Below are 12,420 nucleotides of genomic sequence, written 5' to 3' on the forward strand. Positions count from 1 at the left end.
CGGTCCTTCGGGAGGGGGACGACGGTCAGTGGTGGTGGGCCAGCGCGCGGACGGGCCCGGCGTACAGCTCGCCGAGCACCGGGGTGCCGGCCGCCACGGCGAGGACGTCCGGGCCGCGCCGCTGGGCGATCAGCAGGTCGGCGTCCCGGCGCAGGTGCGAGCGGAGCGCGAACTCGGCGCGGACGACGTCGAGGTAGCGCGGGTCGAGGAAGGAGAAGGTCTCGGTGAGGACCAGCAGGTCGGGGTTGACCACGTCGGCGAGCAGCGCCAGGGCGCGGCCGATGATCCGGGCGCGGTTGCGGACCAGCCGGTCCGCGCCCGGGTCGCCGCGCTTGACGGCCGCGATCAGCTGGGCGCGGTCGGGCTCGGCGGTGACGCCCGCGGCGGCGGCCGCCTCGAACAGCGTGGTGTCGGAGGCGGCCACCGAGAGGCAGCCGAGCCGGCCGCAGTGGCAGCGCGCCTCGCTCTGCGCGTCCGGGTCGGTGACGGTGCCGGTGACCGGCAGGTGGCCGAGGTCGCCGGTGGTCGAGGGCGGGCCCAGGTGGACCGTGCCCGCGACCGCCAGCGCCGCGTCCACGACGTGGCCGACGAACAGCTGGACCATGCTGCGGCGGGCCGCCGGGTGGCCGAAGAGGATCTCCGCCTGGGTGAGCGCCCGGGCGTGGTTGTCCACCCGGACCGGCAGCCCGGTGGCTTCCCGCAGCAGCGCGCGCAGCGGCAGGTCCTGCCAGTCCAGCGGGCCGTGGCGGAGCACGAGGCCGCGCTCCGGATCGACCGAGCCGCCGCTCACGGCGCCCAGCCCGACCACCGTACGGCCGCCGGCCAGGGCGTCGATCAGCCGTGGCAGTCGTGCGAGCAGGGGCTTCAGCACCGCGAGTCCGGTCCGGCCGCGGTTGGAGACCTCCTTGCGCCGCAGCACCCGGCCGCGCAGGTCGAGCAGCGCGAAGGTGGTGTACGGCACGCCGATGTGCAGTCCGGCGACGGCGAGTTGGTCGGTGTCCACGGCCAGCGGGAGCTGCGGGCGGCCGACCGTACCGGTGCCGCCGCCCGCCAACTCAGGCCGCTCGCTGAGGAGTCCGAGCCGTACCAGGTCCACCGTCTGCCGGGAGACCGCCGAGGCGCTGAGCCCGGTGAGCTCGGCGACCCGGCTGCGGGCGATCGGCCCGTGGTCGAGCACCGTGCGCAGGACGGCGGCGGCGTTGGCGTCCCGGCGGTCATCGCCGGCGCGGAGGGTCGTGGGCATGGTCTCGTTCGCGGGGAGTCGTCGGGCGGCGGGTTCGGGGCGGTCGTAGCGGGGCGGTCGTTGCGGGTCAGTGGGCTGCTTCGAGCTCCGCGGCGGGCACCAGGCCGGGCACCCGCGGCGGGTCGGCCGGCTCCAGCAGGCGGCTCGGGGCGCCGTCCACGCCGACCGGCAGGTCCCCGTCCAGGGTGATCCGGCGCACCAGGCGCGGCTCGTCGCCGTAGTCCGCGACCGCGTAGTGCTGGGTGGCGCGGTTGTCCCAGATCGCCACGTCGCCGACCTGCCAGTCCCAGCGGACGGTGTTCTCCAGCCGCTCGACGTAGCGCTGGAAGAGGTCGATCAGCGCCTTGCTGTCGTCGCCGGACACACCCTGGATCCGCTGCGCGAAGGCGCCCAGCAGCAGGGACTTCTCGCCGGTCACGGGGTGGACCCGGACCACCGGGTGCTCGGTCTTGAAGGCGGTGGAGACGAAGACGTCCCGGAACAGCTTGGCGACCTCGGCGTTGTTCGCCAGCTCGGGGCGCAGGGCGAGCCGGGCGGCGTAGTCGTAGTCGTTGGTGTGGACGGCGCGCAGGGACTCGGCGAGGACCTTCAGCGGGGCGGGCAGGTCCCGGTAGGCGGCCGCGGTGTTCGCCCAGACGGTGCTGCCGCCGGCCGGCGGGACCTCCAGGGCGCGCAGGATCGAGGCCTTGGGGTAGGACGGGACGAAGGTGACGTCGGTGTGCCAGTTGTTGGCGCGCACGCCCTTGGTGGCGTCCAGCTCGAAGATGTAGCGGCCGTCCGCGCTGGGCACGGTGGGGTGGCCGACGGGGTGGCCCAGCAGGCGGGCGAAGGCCTCCTGCTCGGCGTCGTCCAGGTGCTGCTGGCCGCGGAAGAAGAGCACCTTGTGCTCGTACAGGGCGGCTTCGAGGGCGGTGACGGTCTCGGCGGGGAGGTCGCCGCCCAGGCGTATGTCGTGCACGACGGCGCCGAGGCGGCCGGCGGCGGGGGTGAGGCGCAGGGCGGTGGGGGTGGTGGCCGAGGTGGTGGTCGCGGTCGGGACGGTGGTCGGGGCGGTCGGGGTGGTGGTCATGGCGGGGCCCTTTCGGGTGCGTGTGGTGACGGTGAGTGATGCACAACGGGTGTGGCGGGGCGCGGCGGGCGCGGTGGGGCGCGGGTCCGCGGCGCCCGGCAGGGCGCGGCAGGGTGCACGGAAGGCGGGGTGAAGGGGGCCGGTCCGGTCGTGCGGACGGTCAGAACGCGAGCGCGCCGCGACAACAGCGGCGCCGGCAACGGCGGGGAACGGGGCGGACGGCGGTGTGCATCGGCCCTCCTTCCGGCTCGTTGCGAGTGGGCTCGGGCTTCATGGTGCGGACGCCCGCGCCCGCCTGTCAATCGTCATCTTGCCTGGTGGGAAAGGCTGTTGCCGCTTCGTTTCGGCCGCTTGCGGACTGTGTCGGCCCGTTGCGGCGGATGGCGGGCGGATGGCGGGCGCGCTTCGCGCGGGCGTTCGGCCTTGTCCTGCGGGTGCGGGGGTTACTAATTTTCGGAGCGGAAGTAATTCCGGGCCGGCGCGGGGGTTCCCGCGCCGGGGCTTCGGCCTGCCCGGATGGCGGCGCGCCGTTACGTTCCGTGACTGCTGTGGATGCTACTGGCCGAGGAGCCGGGCGAAGTCCAGCCCGAGGCTGCCGAGGACGGGCAGTGCGCCGAGGTCGGTCACCCCGCCGACCGGGATGCTGTAGCCCTGGTTGACCTCGCGCGGGGTGGAGCCGGTGGCGGTGGAGTCGGCGGCGGCAGCGGTGGCGGTGCCGGCCGGGACCAGGAGGGCGCCGAGGAACAGGGCGGCGAGAACGGTGCGACGCATGGGACGGGGCCTCCGGTGCGGGGTGCGGGCATGCGAGGTGCGGGCATGCGGGTGACGGACTGTCAACACCCTCCGTGTCGGTGCGGTCACGTATCTTCGCCCCTTCGGACGCATTCGTAAAGATCCTTGCCTTGTGTTCATGCCAACATCGCGGAGGTCTGGACCATACCGAGGACGGGCGCATACGTTCCCTTCACCGGGCGGACACGGAGTCGCTGAACTTCCTTGCAGAGGGCGCGACTTCGCTCTGTCACGCCCATGGCCAGCAGTACGTCTGCCAGCACTGCAACCGGAGGGAACGACCATGCGCGCCATCGGCAAGAACCTCAGGATCCTCGCGGGCGCCCCGCTCGCCGCAGCCGCTCTCATCGCCTTCACCGCCGGCACCGCCAGCGCCGCGATCCCGATCAACAAGCCCATGACCGGCAAGGCCACCTACTACACCGACTCGGGCTACGGCGCCTGCGGCACCCAGATCAACGCCTCCTCCCAGATGCTGGTCGCCGTCTCGCACACCTGGTGGACCACCGCCAACCCCAACAACGACCCGGTCTGTAAGGGCATTTCGGTCAAGGTCAGTTACCAGGGCAAGACCATCATCGTCCCGGTCAAGGACCAGTGCCCCTCCTGCGACTCCACCCACATCGACCTCAGCCAGCCCGCCTTCGCCAAGCTGGCCCCGCTCGACAAGGGCGTCATCAGTGGCCTCACCTGGCAGTTCGTCAAGACCGGTCTGAAGGGTGAGACCGTCGAGCTGTCCGCCCCGATCGCCGGCTCCACCATCGGCTGACCGGCCCCGCGAACGCCGCTGCCCGCCCCCGCGAGCTCACCGGGGGCGGGCAGCGGCATCGGCTTCGACGGCCCCGAAGCCACCGACACCGTCCCCGGCCGTGTCGGCGGCTTACTGTTCTGGGATCCGTCGACGGTTCGAGAGTGTTGGAGAGCGGGGGTTGCGGGGTGTCCGAGGTGCGGAAGCCGGTGCTGTACGTCGTGGTGTGTGCGGCGGGGGTCGCGGGCGGGGTCGGGGAGTTGATCGCGGCCGCGCAGGCGGAGGGGTGGCAGGTGGGGGTGGTGGCCACTCCGCAGGCGATGGGGTTCATCGACGCGGAGGCGATCACCGCGCAGACGGGGTATCCGATCCGGTCGGCCTGGCGCAGGCCGGGGGCGCCGCGGCCGTTGCCGGACCCTGAGGCGATCGTGGTGTCCCCGGCGACGTTCAACACGGTCAACAAGTGGGCCCTGGGGATCTCGGACACGCTCGCGCTCGGGATCCTCTGCGAGTCCTACGGGTGGGGGATCCCGGTCGCCGTCCAGCCGTGTCTGAGCGCTGCGCAGGCCGCGCATCCGGCGTACGAGCAGAGCCTGGCGAGGCTGCGGGCGATGGGGGTGCGGGTCGCGGAGTTCGTGCCGGGGGCGTACAGCTGGACGCGAGCCCTGGAGCTGCTGCGGGACTGACAGGGTGGCTGATCGCGGCCGGCGATCCTGGCACTGTGCGGGGTGGTCCACGCCGATCGTCCGGAGGTAGCGTCCGGGCAGGTCGGCGAGGGTGCAGGAGGTGTCCGGTGGCGGCGGTCAACGGCGGGGTGTCGTTCTGGTACGCGGCGGACGGGGTGCCCGAGCCCGGGCCCGGGCTGCCGGGGGACCGGGACGTCGACGTGTGCATGGTCGGCGGCGGGTACACCGGGCTCTGGACGGCCTACTACCTGAAGAAGGCCGACCCTTCGCTGCGGATCGCGGTCCTGGAGCAGCGCTTCTGCGGCTACGGCGCCTCGGGGCGCAACGGCGGCTGGCTGTACAACGGCTTCGCGGGGCGCGCCGCATTCGCCCGGCGGTACGGGCAGCAGCGGGCGGCGGCGATGCAGCGGGTGATGGACGAGGCCGTCGGCGAGGTCGTCGACGTCACGGTCGCCGAGCGGATCGACGCGGACCTGGTGCGCAGCGGTGTGCTGGAAGTCGCCCGCAACCGGCCGCAGTTGGAGCGGCTTCGGGCCTTCGTCCGGGCCGAGCGGGCGTACGGGGCGGACCGGGTCGAGCTGTTGAGCGCCGAGGAGGCCACGGACCGGGTAGCGGTGGCCGGCACGCTCGGCGGCTGCTGGTCCCGGTACGGTGCGCGGATCCAGCCCGCGAAGCTGGTGCGCGGACTGGCCCGGGCCGTACGGGACGCGGGAGTCGAGGTGTACGAGGGGACGGCCGTCGGCGCGATCCTCCCCGGCCTCCCCGGGACCGCCCACCGCAGGCCCCGCGCCGTCACCCCGCTCGGCACCGTCACCGCCGACCATGTGCTGCGCGCCACCGAGGGGTTCACCGCAGGGCTGCGGGGCGAGAAGCGGACCTGGCTGCCGATGAACTCGGCGATGGTCGTCACCGAGCCGCTGCCCGCCGGGTTCTGGGCGGAGACCGGCTGGCAGGGCCGCGAGGTGCTGGGGGACTTCGCGCACGCCTACATGTACGCGCAGCGCACCGCCGACGACCGGATCGCGCTCGGTGGACGCGGGATCCCGTACCGCTTCGGCTCGCGGACGGACTCGGACGGCAGCACCCAGGCGGAGACGGTGCGCCAACTGCGCGCGATCCTGGACCGGTTCTTCCCCGCTGCCGCGACGGCCGGGATCGACCACGCCTGGGCGGGCGTGCTCGGTGTCCCCCGGGACTGGTGCGCCACCGTGGAGTTGGACCGGTCGAGCGGGCTCGGCTGGGCCGGCGGGTACGTCGGCAGCGGGGTGACGACGGCCAACCTGGCCGGGCGCACCCTGTGCGACCTGGTGCTCGGGAGGGACAGCGAACTGACCCGGCTGCCCTGGGTGGGCCACACGGTGCGGCGTTGGGAACCGGAACCGCTGCGCTGGCTCGGGGTGCAGGCGATGTACGCCGCCTACCACGCGGCCGACCGGCAGGAGGCGACCGGACGGGCCACCACCTCGCCGATCGCCCGGCTCGCCGACCTGGTCGCGGGGCGGTAGGTGCGGCGGGGCGGCAGGGTGGGACCGGCACGAGGGAGGTGGTGGAGTGGCTATTAGCAGATCTGAGGCCCGGAGTAGTCGATCTTGGAGCTCGCGTCGGCGATACCACCCGAATTGCGGACAGCATTCGGCTGATGGGGCATATTGTGTACCCCGGCAAACTACTCCGATGGAAGTCAGTTTCCCGTCGCGGTCCGAAAACCATCCGTCGACCCCGGTCGGCTGGGATAGCGTCGAAGGCGTCGGGGGGTCGGCACCGATCAGGTGCATTCGAACGCCAGCTACCGGGCCGTAATGGCCGAATGAGTCATGGAGAAAAACATGCGGAATTCCCCTTCGGAAAACCGGCCGGACACGCTCGACGATCTGCAGCTCGCGGTCGAGTCGCTGTCCGCATTCCCGGCCCGGAACGCGCCGGGCGGATCCGATGTGACCGAGCGGCTCGCGGCCGTCGCCGAATTGTGCCGGTCGGTCGACGCGGTGCTCGACAGCCTGGTCGTCCAGGCGGCCGCGGAGGCCGCCGAGGAGGGCTGGACGGCGGCCCGGATGGCAGCCGAACACTCCGCCTACTACGCCAGGCTCCAGCGCGCGCTGCTCCCCGCCGGTGCCGGTGCCGGGCTGACGCAGCAGTGAGCGCGGTGCACCCGGGCGCGCACGTGCTGTCCTGCCCCACCCGGTGGAGCGACGTCGACGAGAACGGGCACATCAACAACGCCCGGCTGGTCGGCTACATCCAGGAGGGGATTTACGACCTGTTCTGCCACCACGCGACCGCCGTCCGGGAATCGCTGTTCCCGTCCGGATTCATCATCGCGCGGCACGAGATCGATTACCTGGAGCAGCTGCACCACCAGCCCGAGCCATTGGCGGTCCGGCTCACCGTGGAACGGCTCGGACGGAGTTCCGCGCACGTCGAGGTGAATGTCTGCCGGGATCCGCGGACGTTTATGCGGGCGCGGACCGTGGTGGTCGCGCGGGACCGCGAGACCGGCCGCTCGCGCAAACTCAGCGAGAACGAGCGGCGCTTTCTGTCGGCGTTTATGCCGGACACGGCGCGCACCGAGGCCGCGCTGGCCTCGGCGAGGACCACCGCGACGGCGACGGCGCCGGCGCAGCGCGTGACCTCGGTGACCGCGGTGACGCCGGTGACCTCGGTGGCCTCGGGGGCCGCCGGTGGCGGGCGGTCGTCCGCGCGCAGGCCGCGGCGGCGGTGTCGCGCCTCGGCGGGCTGAGGACCGCTCGGCGTCCGATCGGTGCCAGCCGCAGCCGCACCGCGCTGCAGCCGTGCTGTGGCGGCGCGCGATCCCGGGCCGGTGCCCGGGCCGGCGGCGTGATCGACAACGGCGTCGATCCGCCGGACCGGCTTCCCGGTGCCCGGCCGGTTCCGAACGCCCCGGGCGGAGTTACGCTGAGCAGCACGGGCAACCGGTTCGTCCCACGGCGGTCACGGGCTGCGACCTCCCCTCCCCGGTCCAGGCGCAGAGCGCCGTCGGCCCTACCGGTCCCGCCGACCGGAAGGAGGACGCGATGACCATCTCCTGGGAGGACTTCCTCGCCCGCGTCGTGGAGCGCGGCGAGTACCGGGGCGAGGCGGAGGCCGACCACGCCGCCCGGGTCGTGCTCGCCCTGCTCGGCGAGCACCTGGTGGGCTCCGATCGGAGCGAACTCGCCGACGCGCTGCCCGGGACGTACGCCTCGCTGCTGCGCGACGCCCAGCCCGCGAGCGAGCCGCTGACCGCCGAACGCTTCGTCCAGGCCGTGGTCGGCTGGATCGACGGGGCGACCCCTGCGACGGCGCAGTGGGACATCGGGGCGGTGCTCAGCACCCTGGCGGACCTCGTTCCCGGGGAGTTGGTCGACCGGGTGGTCGAGCAGCTTCCGGCGGGCTACGACCTGCTGTTCGGGCACCCGACGCCGGCCTGAGCGCCGGTACCCGGCGCCCGAGGGCCTGCATCCGTCCGAGCGGTCGCGCCGGGCGTCACCCGGTGGCGGCCCGGTGGTGGCCCGGTGCAGTTCCGCCTCCGGGCCGGTCAGCCCGACCGGCCCGGCGCCCGGGGGCAGGTCGGCGGACCCGCCTGCCGGAAGGGCGAGTCCGGCGCCGTCGGGGAGTCCGGTCGGGCCCGGAGAACGTGAACTCCTCGGTGGGCGAGGGGAATCCCCTGGCTCGGCCGAGGTGACTCAGCCGAGTCGGCTCGGCGGAGGTGGCTCAGCGGCAGAGGGCGGCGGCGCCGATCAGCCCGGCGTCGGTGCCGAGTTCGGCGCGGCGCACGTCCAGGCCGCGGATGTACGAGAGGGCCGCGTAGCGGTCCAGGTGGCGGGCGAGCGGGGCGAACAGCAGGTCCCCGGCGGTGGCCACGCCGCCGCCGATGACCACCCGGTCGAGGTCCACCAGGGCGGCAGTGGCGGCGATCCCGGCGGCCAGGGCCCGGGCGGCGCGGTCGAAGGAGGCGAGCGCGACCGGATCCCCCGCGGCGGCGGAGGCGGCGACGGCGCGGGCAGAGCGGTCCTCGCCGTCCGGCCGCCAGCCCTCGGCGAGGGCCCGGCGGGCGATCGCGGTGCCGCTGGCAAGGCCCTCCAGGCAGCCGCGGGAGCCGCAGGGGCAGGGCTCGCCGTCCAGGTCGACGGTGATGTGCCCGAGGTGCCCGGCGTTGCCGCTGGGGCCGGGGCGCACGGCGCCGTCGAGCACCAGCCCGGCGCCGACACCGGTCGACACCACCAGGCAGAGCGCGTTGGCGGCGCCCCGGGCGGCGCCCTGCCAGTGCTCGGCGGCGGCCATCGCGACGCCGTCCCCGGCGAGGCGGACAGGCAGCGCGCCGCCGGCCGCCGGCGGGCGGCCGGCCGCTGTCGGGTGCCCGGCCACCGCCGGGTGCGCGGCCACCGCCGGGTGCGCGGCGACCTCGGCGACCAGCGGGAAGCCGCGCCAGCCGGGGATGTTGACCGGGCTGACGGTGCCGCCGACCAGGTCGACCGGGCCGGCGCTGCCGATCCCGACGGCCGTCACGGCGGCCCAGTCGGCCGTACCGGAGAGCTGGTCCAGCACCTTGTGCACGACGGCGAGCACGGCCGCGCCCGACTCCGTCGCCGGGGTGGGCAGCTGGAGCGAGTGCCGCAGCCGCCCGGCGCCGTCGACCAGCGCTCCGGCGATCTTGGTGCCGCCGATGTCGACGGCGGCGAACAGCGGCGTGGAAGGCACGATGAGCTCCAGTGGAGGTAGGGGCGGCGCCCCGGCCGGTGAGGGGCGGGGCGCCGCACAGCGTAGAGCAGGGCCCGGAGCCCTGTCGCTACTCGGCTGCGCGCAGCCGCAGGGTGACCAGTTCGAACGGGCGCAGCGCCAGGCGCACCGAGCCGTCCTCGACCGCGACCTCGCCGCGGGTGCCGTCCCAGGGCCGTTCCAGCAGGTCGCAGGGGACGGCGTCGGCCAGCGGGAAGGAGGTGGTCAGCCGGCCCCGGGCGCGGCCGCCGCCCGCCTCGTAGACGCGGACGATCAGGTCCCCGCTGCGGTCGTCGGCGAGCTTGACCGCGCTGACCACGATCGCGTCCTCGTCCACTGCCACCAGCGGCGCGACCCGCTCGGCAGAGCCGGTGACGCGGCGCTCGGGCAGGCCGATCCGGTAGCCCTCGCGGACGGCGTCGCCGATCGTCGCGCCCGGGACCAGGGCGTGCCGGAAGCGGTGCAGGCCCTGGTCGGTCTCCGGGTCGGGGAAGCGCGGGGCGCGCAGCAGCGAGAAGCGGACGGTCGTGGTGGTGCCGCCGTCCTCGTCGCGCACCGTGCGGGTGACGTCGTGGCCGTAGGTCGAGGCGGTGACCAGGGCGACGCCCCAGCCGGGCTCCTCCAGGTGGACGAAGCGGTGGTTGCAGGCCTCGAACTTGGCGGCGTCCCAGCTGGTGTTGGTGTGGGTGGGCCGGTGGAGGTGGCCGAACTGGGTCTCGGCGGCGTAGCGCTCGGTGTGGAGGTCCAGCGGGAACGCGGCCTTGAGGAACTTCTCGGTCTCGTGCCAGTCGACCTCGGTGTCGATGTCCAGGCGCTGCTCGCCGGCCCGCAGGGTGAGCGTCTGCACGACGGTGGAGGAACCGAAGGAGCGGGCGATCCGCACCGAGGCCCGCCCGGCAGTGCACGAGGCGGTGAGGGAGTCCACGCCGGTCAGATCGGTGACGGTGTTGCGGTAGAACTGGTCGACGTCCCAGGCGTCCCACATGTTGGGGAAGTCGGGGTGCAGTTGCAGCAGGTTCGCGCGGCTGCCGGGCGCGACGGTCTCCCGGCCGCTCGCGACCTCGACCACCGAGGCGACCAGGCCGTCGGCGTCCACCACGACCTCCACCAGGCCGTTGCGCAGCGTGAAGCCGCCCTCGGGCCGCTCGACCGCCGTACAGTCCGTGCCGGCCGGGCGGTCCGTGCCGTCCGGGCCGTACACCGCGGCGGCCGAGGCCCCGCCCGCCGGCACCGCCGAACGCGCGTGCGGCGCCGCGTTGAACACCAACTCCCGCCCGCCCGAGGCCTGCCCGGCCAGCGCCCGCTGGGCCGCGCCGATCAGCTCCTCCAACTCCCCGGCCAGTGCCGCGTACGTGGCCTCGGCCTCGCGGTGCACCCAGGCGATGGACGAGCCGGGCAGGATGTCGTGGAACTGGTGCAGCAGGACGGTCTTCCAGATCCGGTCCAGCTGCTCGTACGGATACCCGGCGCCGGTGCGCAGGGCGGCGGTGGCGCACCAGAGTTCGGCCTCGCGCAGCAGGTTCTCGCTGCGCCGGTTGCCCTGCTTGGTCTTCGCCTGGCTGGTCAGCGTGGCCCGGTGCAGCTCCAGGTAGAGCTCGCCGACCCAGACCGGCGGGTTCGGGTACTCGGCCTCGGCCTTGGCGAAGAACTCGGCGGGCTTCTCCCAGCGGACGGTGGCCGAGCCCTCCAGGTCCCGCATCCGGGCCGCCTTGGCGACCATCTCGCGGGTCGTGCCGCCGCCGCCGTCACCCCAGCCGGTCGGGGCGAGCGAGTGCCGGGCCACCCCCTTGTCCTTGAAGTTCCGTGCCGCATGGGCGATTTCGCTGCCCTTCATGGAGCAGTTGTAGGTGTCCACCGGCGGGAAGTGGGTGAAGATCCGGGTGCCGTCGATGCCCTCCCACAGGAAGGTGTGGTGCGGGAACCGGTTCACCTGGCTCCAGGAGATCTTCTGCGTCAGCAGCCACCGGGAGCCCGCGTTGCGGATGATCTGCGGCAGGCCGCCGGCGAAGCCGAAGGTGTCCGGCAGCCAGGCCTCGTGGTTCTCCACGCCGAACTCGTCCAGGAAGAACCGCTTGCCGTGCACGAACTGACGGGCCATCGCCTCCGAGGAGGGCATGTTGGTGTCGGACTCCACCCACATGCCGCCGGCCGGCACGAACCGGCCCTCCGCCACGGCCTTGCGGACCCGGGCGTACACCTCGGGGCGGTGCTCCTTGATCCAGGCGAACTGCTGCGCCTGGGACATGGTGTAGAGGAAGTCCGGCTCGTCCTCCAGCAGCGCCGTCATGTTGGCGGTGGTGCGGGCCACCTTGCGGACGGTCTCGCGCAGCGGCCAGAGCCAGGCCGAGTCGATGTGCGCGTGGCCGATCGCGCTGATCCGGTGCGCGGACGGCACGGCGGGCGCCGCCAGCACCCCGGCGAGGTGCGAACGTGCCCGGGCCGCAGTGGCGTTGACGTCCTGCAGGTCGACGGCGTCCAGCGCCCGCTCGACCGCGCGCAGCACCTCCCAGCGGCGGGCGCCCTCCACCGGCAGCTCGGCCATCAGCTCGCCGAGCACCTCCAGGTCCATCACCAGCTGCCAGACCGTCTCGTCGAAGACGGCGAGGTCCATCCGGGCCAGCCGGTACTGCGGCCGGTCGCCGGCCGTCTCCTTGTCGCCCAACTCGGTGGGCAGGAAGGGGTGGTAGTCCAGGATCACCGGATTGGAGGCGGCCTCGACGTGCAGCAGCACCTGCTCCCCGCCGGCCGCCGGGGACGCGATCCGCACCCACTGGTTCTGCGGGTTCAGGCCCTTCACCGGGCTGCCGTCCGGACGGTAGACCAGGCCCTCGCACTGGAAGCCGGGCATGTTGGCGTCGAAGCCCAGGTCGATCAGCGCCTCGACGGTGCGCCCCGCCCAGGCCTCGGGCACCGTGCCCGTCACCGTGATCCAGCTGGTGCCCCACGGTGCGCCCCAGGAGTCGCCGACCGCGATCGGGGTCCGCGGGGCGGCCAGGCCCTCGGCGACCGGGACGGGCTCGCCCGGCGCCGTCCAGATGCCGACCTCCAGCGGGACGGACTCGGGGTAGACGGCCGGGCGGATGCGCTCCTCCAGGACGCGCTTGAGGCGGGACTCGACCAGGGTGCGGTCATCGTGCATGTCGGCAGGCTCCGTTGCGTGCAGGCG

At 73.8% G+C, this 12,420-nt stretch carries 11 protein-coding genes; 6 read left to right on the forward strand and 5 right to left on the reverse strand.

Annotation, left to right across the window (positions count from 1 at the left end; genetic code table 11):
* Positions 1-25: 25 nt before the first annotated feature.
* The 3 genes from CRP52_RS28585 to CRP52_RS28595 form a co-directional block, all read right to left on the reverse strand.
* The gene (locus CRP52_RS28585; RefSeq protein WP_097239023.1) at positions 26-1,243 is read right to left on the reverse strand and encodes an ROK family transcriptional regulator; all 1,218 of its coding nucleotides are present in this window, start codon (positions 1,241-1,243) and stop codon (positions 26-28) included.
* A 67-nt stretch (positions 1,244-1,310) separates the two neighbouring features.
* On the reverse strand, positions 1,311-2,312 hold the full coding sequence (locus CRP52_RS28590) for a TauD/TfdA dioxygenase family protein (protein WP_097239024.1): 1,002 nt from the start codon (positions 2,310-2,312) through the stop codon (positions 1,311-1,313).
* Positions 2,313-2,867: 555 nt separating this feature from the next.
* Entirely contained in the window at positions 2,868-3,083 is a 216-nt protein-coding gene (locus CRP52_RS28595; RefSeq protein WP_097239025.1) for a hypothetical protein, read from the reverse strand.
* A gap of 304 nt (positions 3,084-3,387) precedes the next feature.
* Between CRP52_RS28595 and CRP52_RS28600 the strand changes: the two genes are divergently transcribed.
* From CRP52_RS28600 to CRP52_RS28620, 6 genes are all read left to right on the forward strand, one after another.
* Positions 3,388-3,873 carry a cysteine/serine endopeptidase inhibitor gene (locus CRP52_RS28600; RefSeq protein WP_097239026.1) on the forward strand — a complete coding sequence of 162 codons (486 nt, stop codon included), beginning with the start codon at positions 3,388-3,390 and terminating at the stop codon, positions 3,871-3,873.
* 167 nt (positions 3,874-4,040) lie between these two features.
* Positions 4,041-4,538, forward strand: a complete 498-nt coding sequence (locus CRP52_RS28605) for a flavoprotein (protein WP_097239027.1) — start codon at positions 4,041-4,043, stop codon at positions 4,536-4,538.
* Positions 4,539-4,645: 107 nt separating this feature from the next.
* On the forward strand, positions 4,646-6,043 hold the full coding sequence (locus CRP52_RS28610) for an NAD(P)/FAD-dependent oxidoreductase (RefSeq protein WP_097239028.1): 1,398 nt from the start codon (positions 4,646-4,648) through the stop codon (positions 6,041-6,043).
* A 321-nt stretch (positions 6,044-6,364) separates the two neighbouring features.
* Positions 6,365-6,676 (forward strand): hypothetical protein, encoded by a 312-nt coding sequence (locus CRP52_RS38550; protein WP_179852951.1) that lies wholly within the window; start codon positions 6,365-6,367, stop codon positions 6,674-6,676.
* On the forward strand, positions 6,673-7,275 hold the full coding sequence (locus tag CRP52_RS38555) for an acyl-CoA thioesterase (protein ID WP_179852952.1): 603 nt from the start codon (positions 6,673-6,675) through the stop codon (positions 7,273-7,275). Before CRP52_RS38550 ends, CRP52_RS38555 begins: the two co-directional genes overlap by 4 nt.
* Positions 7,276-7,570: 295 nt before the next feature.
* Positions 7,571-7,966, forward strand: a complete 396-nt coding sequence (locus CRP52_RS28620) for a DUF2267 domain-containing protein (protein ID WP_097239030.1) — start codon at positions 7,571-7,573, stop codon at positions 7,964-7,966.
* A gap of 283 nt (positions 7,967-8,249) precedes the next feature.
* Here the strand turns inward: CRP52_RS28620 and CRP52_RS28625 are convergent, their stop codons facing one another.
* Both CRP52_RS28625 and CRP52_RS28630 read right to left on the reverse strand, forming a co-directional pair.
* Positions 8,250-9,236 (reverse strand): ROK family protein, encoded by a 987-nt coding sequence (locus tag CRP52_RS28625; RefSeq protein WP_097239031.1) that lies wholly within the window; start codon positions 9,234-9,236, stop codon positions 8,250-8,252.
* An 88-nt stretch (positions 9,237-9,324) separates the two neighbouring features.
* Positions 9,325-12,393, reverse strand: a complete 3,069-nt coding sequence (locus CRP52_RS28630) for an alpha-mannosidase (RefSeq protein ID WP_097239032.1) — start codon at positions 12,391-12,393, stop codon at positions 9,325-9,327.
* Between the last annotated feature and the right edge of the window lie 27 nt (positions 12,394-12,420).

It is taken from the genome of Streptomyces sp. 1331.2 (assembly GCF_900199205.1).
In the GTDB taxonomy this organism is placed as follows: domain Bacteria; phylum Actinomycetota; class Actinomycetes; order Streptomycetales; family Streptomycetaceae; genus Kitasatospora.